The 20888-nt window shown below is 33.8% G+C and carries 21 protein-coding genes, 1 tRNA gene and 1 pseudogene; 14 read left to right on the forward strand and 9 right to left on the reverse strand.

All coding sequences use genetic code 11. The features are described 5' to 3' along the window. Window positions 1-2: 2 nt before the first annotated feature. Complete coding sequence (gpt, locus tag J3U09_RS00315) at window positions 3-533, reverse strand: xanthine phosphoribosyltransferase (RefSeq protein WP_081299561.1); 531 nt, start codon at window positions 531-533, stop codon at window positions 3-5. A gap of 150 nt (window positions 534-683) precedes the next feature. Between gpt and J3U09_RS00320 the strand changes: the two genes are divergently transcribed. From J3U09_RS00320 to serC, 6 genes and pseudogenes are all read left to right on the forward strand, one after another. Then, a complete protein-coding gene (locus J3U09_RS00320; protein WP_267356625.1) occupies window positions 684-2147 on the forward strand; it encodes an aminoacyl-histidine dipeptidase in 1464 nt (487 codons plus the stop codon). Between the two features lie 187 nt (window positions 2148-2334). After that, window positions 2335-3345: an N-acetyl-gamma-glutamyl-phosphate reductase gene (gene argC, locus J3U09_RS00325; protein ID WP_065563515.1), complete on the forward strand. Its 1011-nt coding sequence runs from the start codon at window positions 2335-2337 to the stop codon at window positions 3343-3345. Between the two features lie 59 nt (window positions 3346-3404). Then, window positions 3405-4184, forward strand: coding sequence for an acetylglutamate kinase (argB, locus tag J3U09_RS00330; protein ID WP_267338677.1), 780 nt, complete (start codon window positions 3405-3407; stop codon window positions 4182-4184). A gap of 107 nt (window positions 4185-4291) precedes the next feature. Further along, window positions 4292-5509: pseudogene (locus tag J3U09_RS00335) on the forward strand (argininosuccinate synthase); the annotation flags it as partial. Window positions 5510-5796: 287 nt separating this feature from the next. Then, window positions 5797-7173, forward strand: coding sequence for an argininosuccinate lyase (gene argH, locus J3U09_RS00340; RefSeq protein ID WP_267356629.1), 1377 nt, complete (start codon window positions 5797-5799; stop codon window positions 7171-7173). 152 nt (window positions 7174-7325) lie between these two features. Continuing rightward, window positions 7326-8405 carry a 3-phosphoserine/phosphohydroxythreonine transaminase gene (gene serC, locus J3U09_RS00345; RefSeq protein ID WP_267356631.1) on the forward strand — a complete coding sequence of 360 codons (1080 nt, stop codon included), beginning with the start codon at window positions 7326-7328 and terminating at the stop codon, window positions 8403-8405. 57 nt (window positions 8406-8462) lie between these two features. Here the strand turns inward: serC and J3U09_RS00350 are convergent, their stop codons facing one another. Further along, the gene (locus J3U09_RS00350) at window positions 8463-8822 is read right to left on the reverse strand and encodes a DUF4156 domain-containing protein (RefSeq protein ID WP_065734066.1); all 360 of its coding nucleotides are present in this window, start codon (window positions 8820-8822) and stop codon (window positions 8463-8465) included. Between the two features lie 213 nt (window positions 8823-9035). On the opposite strand from J3U09_RS00350, the gene J3U09_RS00355 reads away from it, so the two are divergent. Continuing rightward, a tRNA-Ile gene (locus J3U09_RS00355) sits at window positions 9036-9112 on the forward strand. A 180-nt stretch (window positions 9113-9292) separates the two neighbouring features. Here J3U09_RS00355 and J3U09_RS00360 read toward each other — a convergent pair. Next, the gene (locus J3U09_RS00360) at window positions 9293-9616 is read right to left on the reverse strand and encodes a YnfA family protein (RefSeq protein WP_267356632.1); all 324 of its coding nucleotides are present in this window, start codon (window positions 9614-9616) and stop codon (window positions 9293-9295) included. A gap of 220 nt (window positions 9617-9836) precedes the next feature. Between J3U09_RS00360 and J3U09_RS00365 the strand changes: the two genes are divergently transcribed. Together J3U09_RS00365 and J3U09_RS00370 are read left to right on the forward strand one after the other, a co-directional pair. Continuing rightward, window positions 9837-10199 (forward strand): hypothetical protein, encoded by a 363-nt coding sequence (locus J3U09_RS00365; protein ID WP_267356633.1) that lies wholly within the window; start codon window positions 9837-9839, stop codon window positions 10197-10199. 348 nt (window positions 10200-10547) lie between these two features. Continuing rightward, on the forward strand, window positions 10548-11156 hold the full coding sequence (locus J3U09_RS00370) for a hypothetical protein (protein ID WP_267331890.1): 609 nt from the start codon (window positions 10548-10550) through the stop codon (window positions 11154-11156). Window positions 11157-11622: 466 nt separating this feature from the next. On the opposite strand, the gene J3U09_RS00375 is transcribed toward J3U09_RS00370, so the two are convergent. Beyond that, window positions 11623-12525 carry an AraC family transcriptional regulator gene (locus J3U09_RS00375; RefSeq protein ID WP_267356634.1) on the reverse strand — a complete coding sequence of 301 codons (903 nt, stop codon included), beginning with the start codon at window positions 12523-12525 and terminating at the stop codon, window positions 11623-11625. A 247-nt stretch (window positions 12526-12772) separates the two neighbouring features. On the opposite strand from J3U09_RS00375, the gene J3U09_RS00380 reads away from it, so the two are divergent. The 5 genes from J3U09_RS00380 to J3U09_RS00400 all read left to right on the forward strand — a co-directional run bounded on the left by J3U09_RS00380 (window position 12773) and on the right by J3U09_RS00400 (window position 16074). Then, window positions 12773-13393 carry a carboxymuconolactone decarboxylase family protein gene (locus J3U09_RS00380; protein ID WP_267356636.1) on the forward strand — a complete coding sequence of 207 codons (621 nt, stop codon included), beginning with the start codon at window positions 12773-12775 and terminating at the stop codon, window positions 13391-13393. Between the two features lie 101 nt (window positions 13394-13494). After that, window positions 13495-13926: a cupin domain-containing protein gene (locus J3U09_RS00385; protein WP_267356638.1), complete on the forward strand. Its 432-nt coding sequence runs from the start codon at window positions 13495-13497 to the stop codon at window positions 13924-13926. 42 nt (window positions 13927-13968) lie between these two features. Then, window positions 13969-14988: an alpha/beta hydrolase gene (locus J3U09_RS00390; RefSeq protein WP_267356640.1), complete on the forward strand. Its 1020-nt coding sequence runs from the start codon at window positions 13969-13971 to the stop codon at window positions 14986-14988. Window positions 14989-15250: 262 nt separating this feature from the next. Continuing rightward, window positions 15251-15457, forward strand: coding sequence for a hypothetical protein (locus tag J3U09_RS00395; protein WP_065562090.1), 207 nt, complete (start codon window positions 15251-15253; stop codon window positions 15455-15457). A 191-nt stretch (window positions 15458-15648) separates the two neighbouring features. Then, complete coding sequence (locus J3U09_RS00400) at window positions 15649-16074, forward strand: hypothetical protein (RefSeq protein ID WP_267356642.1); 426 nt, start codon at window positions 15649-15651, stop codon at window positions 16072-16074. Between the two features lie 91 nt (window positions 16075-16165). Here J3U09_RS00400 and J3U09_RS00405 read toward each other — a convergent pair whose 3' ends face one another. From J3U09_RS00405 to opp1B, 5 genes are read right to left on the reverse strand one after another with little or no spacing between them, the layout of a single operon-like run. After that, window positions 16166-17479 carry an MATE family efflux transporter gene (locus tag J3U09_RS00405; RefSeq protein ID WP_220226008.1) on the reverse strand — a complete coding sequence of 438 codons (1314 nt, stop codon included), beginning with the start codon at window positions 17477-17479 and terminating at the stop codon, window positions 16166-16168. A gap of 3 nt (window positions 17480-17482) precedes the next feature. Beyond that, on the reverse strand, window positions 17483-18256 hold the full coding sequence (locus J3U09_RS00410; RefSeq protein ID WP_267331051.1) for an ABC transporter ATP-binding protein: 774 nt from the start codon (window positions 18254-18256) through the stop codon (window positions 17483-17485). Further along, entirely contained in the window at window positions 18256-19098 is an 843-nt protein-coding gene (locus J3U09_RS00415) for an ABC transporter ATP-binding protein (RefSeq protein WP_065734076.1), read from the reverse strand. The genes J3U09_RS00410 and J3U09_RS00415 overlap by 1 nt, the downstream gene beginning before the upstream one ends. Continuing rightward, on the reverse strand, window positions 19095-19925 hold the full coding sequence (opp1C, locus tag J3U09_RS00420) for a nickel/cobalt ABC transporter permease (protein ID WP_065734077.1): 831 nt from the start codon (window positions 19923-19925) through the stop codon (window positions 19095-19097). Before opp1C ends, J3U09_RS00415 begins: the two co-directional genes overlap by 4 nt. Continuing rightward, window positions 19922-20866, reverse strand: a complete 945-nt coding sequence (gene opp1B / locus J3U09_RS00425; RefSeq protein WP_065734078.1) for a nickel/cobalt ABC transporter permease — start codon at window positions 20864-20866, stop codon at window positions 19922-19924. The genes opp1C and opp1B overlap by 4 nt, the downstream gene beginning before the upstream one ends. Window positions 20867-20888 lie beyond the last annotated feature (22 nt).

Consider the following 20888-nt stretch of genomic DNA (forward strand, 5'->3'; position numbering starts at 1 on the left):
TATTAATGATCACTAAGTGGCTTAACAAACATAACGCCAGTATCCCATGGCTGTTCGATCCAAGTATCTTGAGCGATATCGACAACATAATCATCAACTAATGGTTTGCCAGCAGGTTTAGCAAAAATAGTTACAAAGTGAGCCTTTGGATACATTTCACGAATAGTATGAGCTGTGCTTCCGGTATCAACTAAATCGTCAACAACAATAAAGCCTTCGCCATCACCTTTCGCTTCTTTTAAAATTAGTTTTTCACGTTGATGATCGTGGTCATAACTTGAAATACAAACGGTATCGACATAACGAATGCTAAGTTCACGAGCTAGAATAGCCGCAGGAACTAAGCCTCCACGACTAACGGCAATGATGCCTTTCCATTGTTTGGCGGGTAATAATCTTTCAGAAAGTTGACGACCATAAGCTTGAAGCATTTCCCAAGTAACGTTGAATTTTTTCTTTTCAGCGATGAGCTCTGCTTTATGCTGTTTTTTGGCTTTGATTTCTTCTTCTGTTAAAGTTTGTTCTATTGACATGTGTAACCTGCAATTTTAATCGAATAAACGAATTTAATAAATTAATATTAATGGACTTGAAATAGATGTAAAATTGCACCTTATTATAGAGTGATTAGATAAAAAAAACCACTGATTAATTTGTTACCTAGCTAATACTGAGGATAAATTATGCTATCAACCCTAAATCCAAAATTTGTTTGGCAGATTTTTAATGATATTTGTAACATTCCCCATCCTTCTCATCATGAACAAATGATAACCAAATATATTGTCGATTTTGCAGCAACTCATCACATTGATTGTCAGCTTGATAAAACTGGAAACATTTTATTGAGCAAAACCGCAACTAAAGGTATGGAAAATTGCCCATCTATTGCTTTACAAGCCCATATGGATATGGTTCCTCAAAAAAACGAAGGTACAGAGCATGATTTTCTAATTGATCCAATCCAAGCTTATATAGACGATGAATGGGTTAAAGCAAAAGGTACAACATTAGGTGCTGACAATGGTGTAGGGCTTGCATCTGCTCTAGCTGTATTAATTGATCCATCTGTCGAACACGGTCCTCTTGAAGTTTTAGTTACGACTTCTGAAGAGACTGGTATGCATGGTGCTTTTGGTCTTCAACCTAATTGGTTAAAAAGCCGTTATCTCATTAATACTGATTCTGAAGATGAAGGTGAGATATTTACTGGTTGTGCAGGCGGTATAGACTTCTCAATGAATTTTACAATTACATACGCGGTTATGCCGGAGATTCACGATTGCTATGTACAACTTTCTCTAAAAGGTTTGAAAGGTGGACATTCAGGTTGTGATATCCATCTTGGACGAGGGAATGCCATAAAATTAATGGCAAGATTGCTAGCTCAATACGCACAAGATATCTCATTTAGATTAGCTGACATTCGAGGTGGTTCATTACGTAATGCGATACCTCGTGAAGCTTTTGCTGAATTAACTTTAAGCAAGCAAGATTTGCCTAAGTTAGAAGCAATTGTTAAACAATACCAATCAGTATTACAAAATGAATTTAGACAGATTGAACCAGATATTGAATTAACTTTAAAAGAAGTGAAAACGGATAAAGTTAAAAGAGTTATCGCGATTGATCAACAAAACAAAATCATCAATATTTTAAACACTTCGCCTAATGGTGTTGTCAGCATGAGCAAAGAGATCCATGGTGTGGTTGAAACTTCTTTAAATCTAGGCATTGTCAATATTAGTGACAATCAGTTAAGTGTAAACTTTTTAATTCGTTCTCAAGTTGATAGCGCGAAAGATGCAGTTGTTTCAACCTTAATATCATTAAGCCAATTAGTAAATGCCAATTATGAAATCAGTGGTGGTTATTCAGGTTGGGAACCTAATTTGAATTCTAGACTACTACAATTAGCTAAAGATAAGTACTTAGAGATTTTTTCAAAGCAAGCAAAAATTATGGTGATCCATGCTGGTTTAGAATGCGGTTTATTTAAACAGTCTTATCCATATATGGATATGATTTCAATTGGACCAACTATAGTTTCACCTCATTCACCTGATGAAAAAGTTAATATTCATAGTGTATATCGTTATTGGGAATTATTAATTGCGATCTTAAAATCGGCTTGTTATTTGAAATAAAAATTGCGGTTCCTCCTCCTGATTGATTAGAGAGGAGGAATCATCCGACTTATTTGCTTTACTAAAGATCGACTAATTTGAAAATAAATTCACTAAAAGTGAATAAAAATGCATTTTATGCTTGCTTTGTTTTTTCAGAAAGCCTACTATACTACCAAAAAAAACTTAGTGATAGATAAGGAAAGGTATGTTAAAAGCAATAGTTGTCGGAGCAAGTGGTTATGCAGGCGCAAAACTTGCATATTATTTAACAAAGCATCCAAATATTGAGTTAGTCGCATTAACCGTATCTGAAAATAGTCGTGATGGTGGAAAGTTAATCTCGGACTATGATTTATATCCTCAATTGAAAGGTGTAGTTGATCTCCCCTTAATTGCAACCGCCGACTATTCATCTCTCATTCATGATGTTGATATTGTTTTTTTAGCAACAGAACATTCAGTTAGTCACGATATCGCACCTTATTTTTTAGACAAAGGATGCACAGTATTCGACTTATCTGGCGCATTTCGTGTCAATTCATCCTCTTTTTATACTCAATTTTATGGTTTTGAACATCAACATAAACAGTGGCTTGAGAAGGCCGTTTATGGATTAGCTGAATGGAATTATGAGGCTATAAAACAAGCTCAGTTGATTGCAGTTCCTGGCTGTTATCCAACAGCATCCCAACTGCCATTAAAACCATTGATTGAAGAAGATTTGTTAGACAAAAGTCAATGGCCTATTATCAATGCTGTAAGTGGTGTAAGTGGCGCTGGACGAAAACCTTCGACTAACAATTTATTTTGTGAAGTGAGTTTACATGCTTATGGCTTATTTACACATCGTCATCAACCTGAAATTGCAACACACTTAGGCCAAGAAGTTATCTTTACGCCTCACCTAGGATGTTTCAAACAAGGCATTCATGCCACTATTACCTGTATGGTAAAGAAAGGCGTAACATCTGATGATATTCGTAACGCATTAAATAAATATTATCAAAATAAACCGTTAATTAGGGTTTACCAAAAACATTGGCCAGCATTAAAATCAGTAATAGATCTGCCATATTGCGATATTGGTTTTGTACTAAAAGGGCAACATTTGATTTTAATTTCAGTCGAAGATAATTTATTAAAAGGTGCAGCAGCACAAGCGGTACAGTGTATGAATATTCGATTTGGCTTTGATGAAACTACAGCCTTATTATAAATACTCATTTGTTAATAATATTAATCAAGTGACTTTGTTTAAATGGATAGGGAATAAAAATGAAACCATTAATTATTAAGTTTGGCGGTGTATTACTCGATAACAAAGATGCGTTAAGTAAATTATTCATTATTATTAGCGAATATAAAAAGAATTTTAATAGACCTTTAATTATTGTTCATGGTGGTGGTAGTGTTGTTGACGCCTTAATGGATCGTCTTTCATTACCGGTAGTACGACGCAATGGTTTACGCGTTACACCCGCAGACCAGATTGATGTGATTGTAGGTAGTCTTGCCGGTAGTGCCAATACGACAATATTGTCAGAAGCAAAAAAATTACAAATACCAAGTATCGGACTCTGCTTAGCCGATGGTGATAGTGTCAAGGTTAAACAAATTTCTGAAGAGTTAGGGTATGTAGGCGAAGCCGAAATAGGTGATCCAACCTTAATCAATTTACTGCTTAATAATGGTTATTTACCAATTGTTAGTTCAATTGGCATTACTGATCAAGGCAAGATGATGAATGTGAATGCCGATCACGCTGCCGTTGCACTCGCAAAAACAATAGATGCAGATTTAATTTTATTATCTGATGTTGCCGGTGTTTTAGATGCTAACAAACAACGAATTGAATCATTAACTCAAACAGAAGCTGATCACTTGATCGCACAAGGCATTATTACTGATGGCATGATTGTCAAAGTCAATTCTGCATTCGAAGCAGCAAAAACACTTGGGCGACCAATTGATATAGCTAGTTGGAAAGAATCCGACAAACTTATTGAATTATTTAATGGAAAATCAGGAATAACAGGTACAAGAATTATTGCTTAAATATAAATCAGTTAGTATATTATTTGAGTATATTTTTTATTAAATATACTTAATTTAATCTTTAAATCATTTATTTTTTCGTCAGTAAATTTAAGAAAGGGTATAACATGAAAAAAAGTGCAACAAAAAAGGTGGTTTTAGCCTATTCAGGTGGATTAGATACATCAGCTATTATTCCATGGCTAAAAGAAAATTATGGCGGTTGTGAAGTTTACGCTCTTGTCGCTAACGTTGGTCAAGATCCTAAAGAATTAAAAGATGTTGAGAAAAAAGCGAAAGCATCTGGAGCAGTAGCTTGTAAAGTTGTCGATTTACGAGAAGAATTTGTTAAAGATTATGTTTACCCTGTTTTAAAAACTGGCGCTTTATATGAAGGAACTTATTATCTTGGAACTTCAATGGCTCGCCCAATTATTGCTAAAGCCCAAGTTGAATATGCATTAGAAGTTGGTGCCGATACCCTTTGTCATGGAGCAACAGGTAAAGGTAATGACCAAGTTCGCTTCGAAACAACTTATACAGCTCTAGCACCACAACTTAAAGTTATTGCACCTTGGCGTGAATGGGATTTACGTTCGCGTGAAGCTTTAATTGATTACTTAAAAGTACGAAAAATTCCAACAACAGCAACCGTTGAAAAAATCTATAGCCGTGATGAAAATGCTTGGCACATTTCTACTGAGGGTGGTGTGCTTGAAAGCACTTGGAATCAAGCCAACGCGGATTGTTGGGCATGGACTGTCTCACCAGAAGATGCACCCAATAAACCAGAACTTGTTACCATTGGTATAGAAAAAGGTGAAGTCGTTTCTGTTAATGGTAAAAAACTCTCTCCATATAACTGCGTAGCAACACTTAATAAAATTGGTGCTAAACATGGTGTTGGTCGAGTTGATATCATTGAGAATCGCTTGGTGGGCATCAAATCTCGCGGTTGTTATGAAACCCCAGGTGGTACAATCATGATGACTGCATTACGTGGTTTAGAACAATTAATTTTAGATCGTGATAGCTTCAAATGGCGTGAACAACTTGGTTTAGAAATGGCATACGTTGTTTATGATGGTCGTTGGTTTGCACCATATCGTCGCTCAATTCAAGCCGCTGCTGATGTATTAGCAGAAGATATGACAGGTGAAGTTGTAGTTAAACTCTACAAAGGAAATGCAACAGCTGTTCAGAAAAAATCACCAAATAGCTTATATAGTGAAGAATTTGCGACTTTTGGTGAGGATGAAGTCTATGACCACAGTCATGCAGGTGGATTTATTCGCTTATTCTCATTATCTTCACGCATTCGAGCTCTAAATGAAGGTAAGAAAAAACAACCAGCTAAAAAAGCTACAGTTAAAAAAGATACAGCTAAAAAAACTGAAAAAACAGTCAAAAAAGTAGCTAAAGCTGATGCTAAAGCGACAGTTGCTCCAAAATCTAACGCAAAAGTGAAAGCGAAAGCCAAAGCTAAAAAGTAAGTTTTAATGACTTTTTACTTAGATATAAAACACAATATATACAGACTTTGGTCTGTATATATTTTTTATAGTATTATTGAATATCATTATTAAAAAAGCGATCAAACTAAAATCGCTTAGGATTAAAAATTGAGGTAATTATGGCATTATGGGGTGGGCGTTTTAGCCAAGCAGCAGATCAACGATTTAAACATTTTAATGATTCTCTACGCTTTGACTATCGGCTTGCGGAGCAAGATATCATTGGATCAATTGCATGGTCTAAAGCTTTGGTCACTGTTGACGTTTTATCTTATGATGAACAAAAAAAATTAGAAAAAGCTTTAAATGAATTATTAGAATCAGTACGGCAAAACCCAGAACAGATTCTACAAAGTGATGCGGAAGATATTCACAGTTGGGTAGAGCAAAAACTTATTGAAAAAATCGGTGATTTAGGTAAAAAATTACATACTGGTCGTAGCCGTAACGATCAATCAACAACCGATCTAAAATTATGGTGTAAAGATGAAATCGCTCATCTTATCACAGCTATCAATGAACTCAGAAAACGCTTAGTACTTACCGCTGAACAGCATCAAGATGCCGTTATGCCTGGCTATACTCATCTACAACGCGCACAACCAGTCACTTTTGCTCATTGGTGTTTAGCGTATTATGAAATGCTAACACGTGATGAAAGCCGTTTACAAGATACACTTAAACGCTTGGATGTAAGCCCTTTAGGTTGTGGCGCTTTAGCTGGAACTGCTTATCCAATGGATCGCGATCAGCTAGCCGATTGGTTAGGTTTTGCAACAGCAACCAATAATAGTTTAGATTCAGTATCTGATAGAGATCATGTACTTGAATTACTCAATAATGCATCTATAGGAATGGTGCATTTATCTCGGTTTGCAGAAGATTTAATTATCTTCAATAGTGGTGAAGCAGATTTTGTTGAACTATCTGATCGTGTCACATCAGGATCATCATTAATGCCACAGAAAAAAAATCCTGATGCATTAGAACTTATTCGAGGAAAAATAGGGCGAGTTGTTGGTGCACTAACTGGCGCCATGGTGACTTTTAAAGGCTTACCACTTGCTTACAATAAAGATCTACAGGAAGATAAAGAACATCTATTTGACGCACTTGATACTTGGCAAGAATGTTTAGACATGGCAGCGTTAGTTCTTGAAGATATTAAAATCAATTACCAAAGTTGCCAAAATGCAGCTAAACAAGGCTACTCAAATGCAACAGAACTTGCTGATTATCTCGTTGCTAAAGGTATTCCATTTAGACAAGCTCATCACATTGTAGGTGAAGCCGTTGTTGGCGCGATAGCTAAGCAAAAAGCATTAGAAGAGTTAACGTTGGATGAATTAAAAGTCTATAGTGATGTTATTGAAGATGACGTTTATCCAATTTTATCACTCGAATCTTGCCTAGCTAAACGATCTGCTAAAGGAGGCGTATCGCCTAAACAAGTTAAATTGGCAATCGACAATGCTAAAAAACAACTCTGTTTATAGTACTTTTTATTTTAAATACCGACTTTTGTCGGTATTTTTATGCTTCAAAAACCCCGTTCCTCAACTTTTTTTTGATAAAAATCTGTTTGTATATCGCTCAATAGAGTGTAAAAATAGATTTTCAATTTTTAGATGGATGAAAGTGAATTGCAATGAATAAAAGTTATAACTTTAGTGCAGGCCCAGCAAAACTCCCTGCAGATGTTTTAAAACAAGTACAAGCTGAATTATTAAATTGGCACGACACCGGCGCATCAGTAATGGAGTTAAGCCATCGCGGTAAAGATTTTGATGCATGTGCGATTGAAGCAACTAACGATCTTCGTGATATTTTAAATGTCCCTGAAAATTATAAAATTCTATTTTGCCAAGGTGGGGCTAGGGCACAATTTGCTGCTGTGCCAATGAATATTTCGGCAAAAAATGCTGATTACATTAACAGTGGCTATTGGAGCCAATGTGCAGCCAAAGAGGCAACCAAATACTGTAATGTGATTGAACAAAATGTGACAATTAAAAATCAAGGTATAACCTCAATTAAACCCATGTCCGAATGGCAACTAAGTGATAACAGTGATTATATCCATTATTGCCCTAATGAAACCATTGACGGGGTAGAGATATTCGAACAACCTAATTTTGGGGATAAAACCGTAGTTGCTGATTTATCATCTTGCATTTTATCGCAACCGATTGACGTAAGTCGCTATGGCATTATTTACGCAGGTGCGCAGAAAAATATTGGTCCTTCAGGAATCACAATTGTCATCGTTCGTGAAGATCTAATTGGACATGCTCAAAAAGCATTACCTTCCGTGTTAGATTATAAAATCTTAATGGATCATGACTCAATGTTTAACACACCACCAACATTTGCTTGGTACATGTCAGGTTTAGTCTTTAAATGGATTAAAAGCTTGGGTGGATTGAATGCAATGCAGCAACGAAATCAAGCTAAAGCAAAATTACTTTACCAATTTATCGATCAATCCGATTTTTATCGTAATACTGTGGCTATTGCTAATCGATCAATCATGAATGTCACCTTCTTATCACCAAATGAAGATCTCGATAAAAAGTTTGTTAGTGAAGCAACACAAGCAAATATCATTGGAATTAAAGGTCACCGAATTGCAGGTGGAATGAGGGCTTCGATTTATAATGCAATGGATATTGATGGAGTCAACTACCTAATAGATTTCATGAAACAATTTGAAAAACAAAATGGTTAGTTATATCGGCAAATAAAAAAGGGATACAGTAGTATCCCTTTTCTATTCTACACAATCTTATTTACAACTAAAGACTTCACCAGTCATCACAGCATCTGTCGGAGCAATATCTGAAACATATTGTAACGATGCATCTTGTGCGTTATAAATCACATTACCACCCATTGCAGCAGCTTTATTCATCAAATCATTAGCTGCATCACGAATCAACTCACTATGAGTTTTTAGACCAGAAAAGAAAGTACTACGGCGACCTTCAGCTTTACCGATAAATTGGCAATTTGCTGCTGGTTTAGTATCAATAAACTGAACTTGTCGACCAGCTGAAGTGGCTTGATAATCTGAACTACTACAACCATTTAAAAACAATGCAGAAGATAACGCTGCACTAATAAAAAGAATTTTCTTGATAGACATAATATTTCCCCAACCAATATAACGAGTAATAATAATTTAGATCATTGTAGCAGGTTAATTAACTAAAAAATATCGCTTATTACAAATGATGAAATGATAATAGGTTTCAGTTTAATAATTAACCAAATCAACCTATTTAGTTAATTAAATGTAGCAAATTAATTTTAACTCTATTATAATCGCAACCCTACTAAGTCAGTAGCACATCCAAATGGCCCCTTAGCTCAGTTGGTCAGAGCAGTCGACTCATAATCGATTGGTCACTGGTTCAAGTCCAGTAGGGGCCACCAATTCAAAAACTACATAGTTAACAAATTGTCTATAATCATCTTCTTAAAATAATCTAATTATATAAATTCAATGTAATCTAATTCTTTCAACTTTACATGTTTACTAAAAATTAATTAATAGACTTGGCTTATTTTTTTATTAAAAGAGTAGGATATATCAATTTAATTAAACAATTAATTTTATGTTCTCCAACCCAAAATAATAACAAGCGTTCCGAGTAGGATGATCATGGAACCGATTAAATCAAAAGTTGATAGTTTGACATGATCGACTAACTTAAGCCAAATAATGGAAGCTACTACATAAATACCACCATATGTTGCATAAATTCGACCACTAGCTTCAGGGTGTAAAGTAAGTAACCAAGCAAATAACATAAGGCATAATGCCGCCGGTATAAGAAACCAGGCAGAAACCACTTTTTTAGCCCAAATATAAACAAAATAACAGCCTGAAATTTCAGCTAAAGCGGTAAATATAAATAACACGATAATTTTTATCATAATTAAATTAAGCTATCATTAATAAGTTTCAGATTAGTATAAACAATACTAGATTGGTTTGAACATTATTTCTGTTTTGTTTTTTATAGATTTTTAAAGTTTAACATGGGCGTTATTTATTAACCTATGTTAATATCGAATTAGTAAATTAAATGTAAGATTGATTTATGGTAGCAAAGAAAATTTTTAATTAAAATTAATAGTCAAAAAAGGAGATTTTATGTTGAAAAGGACAATTTTACTTTCGATATTATTTTCGACAGCTGCGCAAGCTAAATTTATTCATCCAATGGACTTTGATGGTTCAGAGGCCCAAAAGCAAGAAGTTATCGAATATATTAAGGATAACGTAAAGAAAGATTATTGTGAACAAATTGACATGTGCCAACCTTCCAATTTGAGAATGATGGAGCAAGAGAATTTAGATGCATTTAAAAAAGCAACTAGGGCCACAAATAGAAAAATAATGGATCAAGTAATTAAAGATTATTGTAATAGTGGTATAGATATGTGTAGTTATAGCACCATACTAATGATGTATGAAGAAAACAATAAAGCTGATAAAGAGGAATTATCTTGGTAGATGTTTCATAATAGTACTCACAATAAAAAAATATTACATTAATGGTTATATTTGTAACCAATTAACTTTAAGATAGAATATTAAATTTCATTTATTGTTATATATAAAAGTGAATCAGAAATTCATGTATGAAAATCAATTTTTAAAAAAGCGGGGCGATTGATTGGATTATCAAGGTTTATGGTTTCAGCATGAAATTAGAACTAAGTGCCGTTTAGACCTTAATGAATCTATTTTCTGATGGAATGTTGAGAAAGTTGGAAGAGGGTTCAACTTGGAAAAAGAATAAAATAGTCGATCAAGCGTTTTATGAATTTAAAGCTAGATTGATTTGATAGGAAATAAATAATGCGAGCATATAAGATCACCGTAAAGAAGGTTTTAATTTTTAGTTTAATAATTTTTGCCATCTATATCATTACTTTTCCTAATGATGATTCGCCTCCAAATCCAACAATGGTTGCTTTAGCCGGTATTTCCGTTATTTCATTTATTGTTTGTTGTTTGATTTTGTTAGTTCGAGGAATATGTGGAATAGGCAAGAAATTTTTAAATTATAAGGCGCACAAAAATTTAAATTTAGAAAAAGCATCGTCTCAAGACACTTCATTCAATTATTCAACCAATTCTGAAGATTCTGTTGATTACGAACAGCAAGAATTAGATACTGATAATTTTAGAAATAACTTGACCACAATATGGAATTCAGACTTGTTTACGATTTCATTTAAACATTCCAACGTCAATAAAGAATTATTATTAGATAGAGTCCAAATAAATTCATCTAACGAGCTTTTTTTCACTGGTTACTGTTTTGAAAGCAAAGATGAACGTACATTTAAAATTGAAAACTTCAAATCTTATATTCAATACGCCGGAAGAGAATACAGCCTACACCAATTTTTTACTAAAGTCCTTGAATTGGATTCAGAGTATGTTGAAAGACTGGGAGTTTAAATTGAAAAGGGGCTCAATTAAAATGGTTGGCTAATGGTTAAGGAGAATTCCTACCTGAATACCAGCAATAACCCCAGCCGATTTTTTGCAGTTTTCGAGCTTCTTGGCATTCAATAAACTAATATTAGTTGACCTTATTTATTATTTTAATATGTATTTTTAAAAAGTACTCAAACCACATTCGAATAGTGGTAACTGCGCCCGATATAATTTACGGGTTTTTTATATCCATATCTATGATCGAGAGTTAGCCTAATAAAACATCCTCAGGAAATAAGTTCGCTGTCTCTTGGCAGTTTATAGCCTCTATTTTTCTTATTTAAAATTGGGGGAATATTAGGAAACTAATTAACAATAATTGCCACTGTAGTTACTAAAAGCAAATGAAACAAAATTGATAACAGCTAATATTTCCGCCGTATTTTCAACTAATCCCAAATCAAAAACACCACTCCTCAACTTTAATTTATCTTCGTTGAGAACCTTTGCGTATTTTTAGCACATCTTGCAAGGGTGTTTGGTTGAATAAGTTTTTATATTCTCGATTAAATTGTGTTGTACTTTCGTAACCGATTTTTAAGCTGGCTTGAATCGCAGTCATATTCTCGCTGACCATTAAACGCCGGCCTTCATGTAATCTTAGTTGTTTTTGAAACTGCAATGGGCTTAAACTTGTTACTTTTTTAAAATGACGATAAAAGCTAGAGAGTGACATATTCGCTTGATTGGCTAATTGTTCCATTTTTATCGGCTCTCTAAAATGTTCTTTTAGCCAATCTATCGTATTCGCAATACGATAACTTCTTGTTTCTGGCATACAAATTGATATTAGCGCTTCACCAAATGGACCGATTAAGAGTAGATAATGAATTTCTTTTATGATTAGTGGTGCTAAAACCGAAATTTGTTCAGGTTTATCCAGCAACTTAAGCAATCGATAAAAAGCATTGATTAGATCATCTTCCGCCTTTGAGATAATAATACCATTAAAACTTTGTTGCGAAGGTTTATTTAATTCTGGGTATTGTATTAATAACTCTTTAATTAAATTATTATCAATCAAAAGTGACAATGAAAGGAATGGGGCTTTCGTCGTTGCATTTTTAATTGTATTTATCGTTGGAATATCAATCGAGGTTATAAGATAATCACCTTCTTTATAATGATAAAGTTTGGTGCCAAGCAGAGAGCTTTTTTCACCTTGTATTATCATTGTAATCATAGGATGATAAAAACAATTTTCTAAACAGATATCTTTATTTTTGCCAACTTCACGCCTATAAATGCCAAAGTTTTTAATTTGTGTTGGATAGTCCCCCACAGTTGGCATTCTTTTTAGCATTATTTTTTTAATTTCTTTTTTTAACATAGAGATTTCTCTATTTATTTAAATTTCTCTATTAGCATATGATTTCTGATAGGATTAGGCAACTTTTTGGCAGGATCGGCTCTATTGGATATTATTAGCAGATCTTAAAATAATAAAAAACGAAGTGAAATACATTAGCATCAGCATCTAATAAATTATCTATCATTTTTAGTCGCACTTAATAGTCAAAATCTAGGGTGGTTAGCAAAAGTTTGCAGTATTAACTAATTGTTTAAGGGCAAAGGCTATGAATATTTTAACACCAAAAAAAGGATCGATTGTTACTATTTCCGCTTTTATGTCTAAAGGCGATATGATTGGCTTAAAGCAAGCTTTCATTGATGGATTGAATCAAGGATTAACCATCAATGAAATTAAAGAAATTTTAGTTCAACTTTATGCCTATGTAGGTTTTCCAAGAAGTTTAAATGGTTTGAGTGCCTTTAAAGCGCTACTAGAAGAACGTCAAAAAGAAGACATTACTGACACAGTTGGTTCTACTTCAGCACTATTACCGACTAATTTAAGCGCTTTAGAGTTGGGTACAAAAATTCAAACAAAAGTTGTAGGCAAACCGGTTACGGGTGGCATTATGGATTTTTCACCTACTATTGATCAATTTTTAAAAGCTCATCTTTTTGGCGATATTTTTGGTCGAGATATTTTAAGTTATGAAGATAGAGAGATAGCGACATTAGCCGCGCTATCAACCTTGCAAGGTGCCGATAGTCAGATTAAATCTCATGTTCAAATTGCGCAAAATGTCGGGGTATCTCCCACTCAATTAGATGGCATTGCGAATATTTTAAAATCAAAAATTGGTGAAATCGAATTTGAACGATTCAACCGTGCAGTAAAAGGCCAATAAAAAATTACAACCAAATGGATATAGTAAATACATCCGTGTTTCACAAAATAAGTTTTATTACACAGATAGCTTTAAATCATTTCCTGACGAGGATAGTTATTATGAAAATAATCAGTCAATCTGAATTTGAAAAACATAATTTATTTGGACAGGGTGAACCGAATGTAAATTATGCTAAATATTTTATTGGTCAATCCTACCTAAATTTATTAACAGCAAAGTCTCCCTTATTAGTTGCAAATGTCACATTTGAACCTGGCTGTCGAAATAATTGGCATATTCATCATGCATCGCAAGGTGGGGGGCAAATTTTATTATGTATAGCTGGTAGCGGTTGGTATCAAAAATATGGGGATAAGCCAATAAGTTTAGAACCCGGTATGGTTATCACCATTCCTGCGAATGTAAAACATTGGCATGGCGCTAAGATTGACTCATGGTTTAGCCATATCGCTATCGAAGTGCTGGGTGAGGATACCTATAATGAATGGTGTGAAGCGGTGTCTGAAGAAGATTTCCAAAAATTATGCTAATTAACTAGATTTAAAACATTAATTTCAATGTGAGAGATTGACATGAATGATATACATTCTCAAATTACAGTTCCACCTCAGACAATTCAGTTAGAACAACGTTGGGATAAGATTTTTCTGCAAAGTGATAAAGTTGAGCATTTTAAAGTCACGTTTAAAAATCGTTATGGCATTACGCTTGCCGCAGATCTATATCGCCCAAAAAACAGCCCAGATAAATTATCTGCTATTGTTGTCGCAGGACCATTTGGCGCCGTAAAAGAGCAGGTATCGGGTTTTTATGCGCAAACTTTAGCAGAGCGAGGATTTATTGCTTTGGCATTTGATCCCTCTTTTACTGGTGAAAGCAGTGGATTACCGCGTAATCAAGCATCTGTTGAAATCAATACCGAAGATTTTAGTGCCGCTATCGATTATCTTGGATCTATAGATTGCGTTGAGCGGGAGCTCATTGGCATTTTGGGGATTTGTGGTTGGGGTGGTATGGCTTTAAATGCTTCATCAATTGATACTCGAATTAAAGCGGTAGCAACCGTTGTCATGTACGATATGAGTCGAGTTATTCCTAAAGGTTATAATGATAGCATGACAGAAGGGCAACGATTAGCAATGAAACAGTCATTGAATAATAGCCGCTGGGACGATTCACAAAATAGTTATGCCACGTTGAATCCAAGAAACAATATTACCGTTGATCAAATCACGGATGAAACACCACAATTTATTGCAGATTATTCTCGTTTTTATACCACTAAACGTGGTTTTCATATTCGTTCTGTCAATTCAAATCCGAATGGTTCATGGGTGTTAAGTATGCCACTTTCATTTATTAATCAGTCGTTATTGAATCATGCCCATGAAATTGAGTGCCCAACATTAATTATCGCCGGTGAAAAAGCGCATTCTCGTTACTTTTCAGAAGATGCGTTTAAAATGGTTGGCAGTAAAAATAAAGAATTAATGATTATTCCTAATGCAGTGCATATTGATTTATATGATAATACCACCAATAAAATTCCCTTTGATAAATTAGAAACGTTTTTTAAAGATAGTTTGATATGAGGGTTTTTATCTCTATAGTCAAACACTAAAAACTTTTGGAAGGGAAAAATCATTGATTATTGAGTAGGAGCAAACTTTTTTATCAACAAATATATTAAGTTTTCATATGTATTCCAATTAAAATCAAACAACCATTAAATTATTTAATTAAGAACGATTGTATCGACTATGATTAAAAACATACTTGCTTTTTTTTTAATCAGAGCTTATAACTATCACTGATAAGCATTCGCTTATCTTAAATATACTGGAGGAGCTTATAATGGTACAAAAATTTGCTGCATACGGTAGTGATGTTTCAGCTGGCACTTATAAATGTGCTGACTGTGGATATATTTATTCCAACCAAAGTAAGAAATCGTTACCCCCTTGTCCGGATCATAATAAAAAACCACATAGTAAAAATGGTTGGTATATAGTTAGTGGGCAAGGAGATTCAGTTAAAGATCCTCATCCAAATAAAAAATAATTTTTGACTTTAAAAGGTAACACAATGTGTTACCTTTTTTGGTTTAAGGTAAGATCAAAACAGTTGAAAATATTCACATTATTAACTTTCAACTTAATAAAAAGTTATATAAAACTATGTTAGAATTTAAATGTGTTATCATTTCTAAAACTGTAATAATGGAAATATAGATTTGTTAGATTAAGGTATTGATGATGAAGCAAGTGATTAAATTGGCAATTTTGTTTTTGTGTTTTGCAATATTTTCAAATGTACATGCGTCTGGAACAGATAATGCTGCTGAGATTTCTAAAGCATTAGCTGATAGTGCAAAGAAATCTTTATTAGGCGATGAAGGAAAGTTTCCTTTAAAAGTCAAATCAGATTATGAAATAACTAATATTTCAGCTAATAACAATAATGTTGTTTTTGAATATAAAATGTCAACTGATAGCAAAAATACCGCACTAAATGAATTTATAGAAAATGTTAGATTAGGAATAAAAGGTCAGTTTTGTGATAAACCAGACGTATTTAATGTATTAAATACATATGATATCGGCTTTATTTTTCAGTTTGAATTTAGTGATAAACGAAAAATTCCTGTCACATTATCAATAAAAGAAATTTGTCTATGATTGAATCATGAATGCAAATTCCCTCCCTTATTGAAGGGGCTGAAAACATAGCTTAATAGCAGTACGTTTTCTATTTGGCTATCATTTTTAATTAAATATAGGCTCGTGATTTTTTAATCCAGATAATTAAAAATATCGACCTACCAAAACTAAATAGATTATAAGCTAACCATAAACCCTGGTTTCCCCAGATTGGTACAGCAATGTATTGTGCTACAAACCAAACCAATAACGCCAATAGCATTGAGTCGCGTATTGATGTTGTATAACTGATTCCAGAAAAAACACCATAATAGATTAATCCACCCGATGCAACAATTGGAAAAATGATTAACCAATATTGATATTGAAGCGATAGCGTTATGATATTAGTTTGATTGGTTAATAACTTTATGATGGTTGTATCGAAGGTTAGCCAAATTGCAATTAAGATAATTGGGCAAATAATGCAGGCTTGTAGTGACCACCGTAAAGTTTGATTGTAAAGGTGGATATTTTTATTTCCTTTAGCTCGTCCACTGAAAACGCTGGAAGCATTAGCAAAACCATCAAATAGATAAGCCATCATATAGTGAACTTGAAATAAAATGGCATTGGCGGCTAAAACTTCGGTATTGAACGTTGAACCAATAGAAATAAAGTGGTTAGTTACAATTAATAAGCAGATAGTCCGAATCATTAAATTAGTGTTTACTAGAATTACACCTTTTAATGATTGCCATGACAAAATAGATCTTAAATCCACTTTTTGTTCACTTTTAGGCAAATAACGGCAGGTAAACCAAATACCGACTAAAGTGCAACATATTTGTGCAATTAATGTTGCAAATGCTACGCCTTTAATGTCCCAATGAAACCACCAAACAAAAATTACTGCCATCAAAATGTTGAGTAAATTAATAAACACTTGTAAAAACAGAACGGCTTTTATTTTGGATATCCCCATTAACCAGCCAACTAGGACATAATTAATCAGAACAAAAGGTGCCCCCCAAATTAATATAGAAAAATAGATATCAGCATAATGTTGAACATCTTGATTCGGTTTGATGATGTGCATTGAAGCAACAAAAATCAATTTTTGAAAAATTATAAATGCCAAACCTAAAAAGATTGCGATAAAAAGCGGCCGTATAAGAGACGATCTTAATAACAAACAATTATCCAACGCTTGCGCGGCAAAACCGGTGGTACTTACTCTTAAAAATCCAAATAACCAATAAATAGTATTAAATATTACTGTTCCTATCGCAATTCCAGCAATAAAAGCTGGATTGGGTAAATGACCGACTAAAGCCGTATCGACCACGCCAAGAAGAGGGGTAGTAATGGTTGATAAAATAAATGGAATAACTAATTTAATATAATCTTTAAACTGATATTGCAAATTTGATGTTGATGACATTGTTTAAAAACCTAAAATTGATTCAAGTAACAGTTTAGAATAAGGATTTTTAACTTGACTGAGTTGTTCTATTTTATCAACGTATTCCACGATTTCACCTTGATAAAAAAATGCAACTTTATCACAAAGATAAGTAATTGTAGTTAAATCATGCGTGATAAAGATACTGGTCAAATTTAGCTGTTTTTGTAGATCGGCAAGTAATGTTAAGATTTGGCTTTGAACAGAAATATCCAACGAGCTTACCGCTTCATCAAATAAAATAAATTGAGGCGAGCAAGCTATTGCTCTGGCAATGCAGACACGCTGTAATTGACCACCACTCATTTCGTGAGGAAACCGTTCATAAAAAGAATGGTCTAATCCAACTTGTTCTAATAACGCATTGATACGATGCTGACGTTCCTCTTTTGATAGCTTTTCGTAAATATCAAGTGGCTCAGCAATAATTTGGCCGACATTAAAATATGGATTAACCGAAGAGTTATAATCTTGAAATACCGCACTGATATTTTTGCGTACAGCTGCTTTTTTCCATGTACGTTTGTTAATATCTTGCCCGCTAAAATAGATTTTGCCACTGTCAGGTTTCTCAAGGCCTAAAATTAGTTTTCCTAATGTACTTTTTCCGCTACCACTTTCACCAATAATACCAAGACACTCACCTTGTTTTAAATCGAATGATACATTTTTGATAATTGTGTTTTTTTTATGGCTAAATATACCAGGCTTCAAAAACGATTTTTTTACATTTACAACTTGCAATAACGGTGGCATCAAATTGTCTCCGAGATTAAATTTGGATTATTAGCGTAAATAACCGTATTAAATTTATTCAATAATTGCTTGCGAGTATCAATCAGGTAACGAGTATATTCATGTTTGGGATGATAAAAAATCTGATCACGGCTGCCAGATTCAACAATTTTACCTTTATTCATTACGATAATATCATCGGCTATATGATGAATTACACCTAAATCGTGAGAAATAAAAATCATAGTCGTTTTAGATTTTATCTCTTCAAGCATTTTTAAAATATAAAACTGACTAATTGAATCTAATGCGGTTGTTGGTTCATCGGCAATAATAAGCTCAGGTTCAAGTACTAATGCCATACCAATCATTATGCGTTGTAACATACCACCACTTAACTGATGCGGGTATTTTTTATAAATCTCTTTGGCATTATCGAGCCCTATATTTTCAATCATTAGTAAGGTTTTAGCAATAGCATCATTTTTATTGATAGTGAGATGAGCTTGAAGGGTTTCAACTACTTGTTTGCCAATACAATAAAGCGGATCAAAAGCAATCATAGGTTGTTGTAATATTATCGAAATAGCACTACCGCGAATTGGTCTTAATGTCTTTTCATTCTGTTTTAGCAGATCTAAAGTTGAATTAGCCTGTTTGAACAGGATTTGTCCTGTCACACTAAAATAGGATTCTAATAAGCCGATGATTGCTTTGCAGGTTAAACTTTTACCGCTGCCACTTTCTCCAACAATACCTAAACATTTATGATGATTGACGGTAAAAGATATATCATCAAGTAACTTGTTACCATTATTAAGCGTAACGGTCAGTTGCTTTACTGCTAACAATGGGCTACTCATGCTGTTTTTTCCTTAGGATCTAAGATATCTCGTAGACAATCACCTAACATATTAAATGCCGCTACAACAATTAAAATAGCTATACCAGGATAAACCATCTGCATAGGGTGCTGAGTCATTACGTTTTTTGCTTCACTTAACATTAGTCCCCATTCGGCAGTAGGCGCTTGGACGCCTAATCCTATAAAGGATAACGCTGAAATATTCAATATCACCCAGCCAGTGTCTAAGGTAGCCAATATAACTACTTCGGACATGACATTAGGCAATAAATGACGATAAATGATAAAAGAATGTGGTGCACCAATTGCTCGTGAAAAAAGGATATAGTTTTTTCTGCTATATTTAATTACTGAACTTCGGATCATTCGACTATACCAAGCCCATTTGACTACAATATTAGCAATAATAATGTTTTCAATACCCACACCTAAAACACCAACTATAGCTAAAATCATCACTTGGCTCGGAAATGACAACATGATGTCACAAAGACGCATAATACATTCGTCAAGTTTGCCTCGTTGATAACCAGAAATAAGACCAATGATACTACCAACAATTATTGTGATAATCATGGTTAACAGAGATAAGAATAGGGTAGAACGGATACCATAAAGTAACCGAGAAAAAATATCACGTCCAAGGTGGTCACAACCAAGCCAATGCTCGCTCGATATAGCGGCATATTTTCGCACTATCCGAACTTTATTTGGATCAAAAGGTGCAATATAAGGCGCTAATATACCTAAAACAATTATTGTAATGATGATTATCAAACAAACTAAAGCGGTTTTATTGCTAATTACTTGCTTAATTAAATTCATACAGAGCCACCATTACTTCGTAATCGTGGATCTAACCATTGATGAATAACATCAACAATAAAGTTACATACTACAAATAAAATGGCCATAATTAATATGTAAGCCTGAATTACTGGATAGTCGCGATTCATAATAGCGGCTATACATAATCTTCCTAAACCAGGCCAAGAAAATATATATTCGACAACAAAAGACCCTGCAATTAATTGAGGAATGGTCATACCTAACGCAGTAATTGTGGTATGTAGTGAATTGACTAATACATGCTTAAGAATGATTGTTCTCTCTTTCAAACCTCGACTACGGGCATAAAAGATCGAATAATTATGCATATTTTCCAGCATATTATTACGGATAAAACGAATATACGTTGAGATGTAAACAAACGATAAAGTTAATGTCGGTAAAATCAGGTTCTGCCAGGTTCCATACCCGTTGGTTGGCAATAGATCTAAATAAGTAGCAAACAGCCAAATAAATAGCAAACCTAACCAATAACTAGGCATTGCGGTACCTAAAAAAATAATAATTCGAACAATATGATCGAATGCTGAATTAGCAAAGATTGCACATAACACACCTAAAACTAAACTGACAATAAGTGTAAATAGAAATGACGACATTGCTAAAACTAATGTAGGAATTAAGCTACGGATAACTTCATCCCAAACTAATCTGTCACGATGAATAAACGAACGCCCAAAATCAAGATGTAAAACGTCATATAGCCAAGTAAAATATCGTTCAAAAAAAGGTTTATTTAATCCTAATTCCTGACGCATACTTTCAATAGCATCTGGGGTTGGCATTATTTCATTTAACCGTAAGGCAACTTCAGCAGGATCGGAAGGGGCTAGATTGATAAGCAAAAAAGCGATAAAAGAGATACCGAATAATATCGGTATCATCATCGTTAAACGTTTAACAATATAATTTAACATTATTGATTAAAAATATTTATGT

Source organism: Gilliamella sp. B2889 (assembly GCF_026536885.1).
In the GTDB taxonomy this organism is placed as follows: Bacteria; Pseudomonadota; Gammaproteobacteria; order Enterobacterales; family Orbaceae; genus Gilliamella; species Gilliamella apicola_E.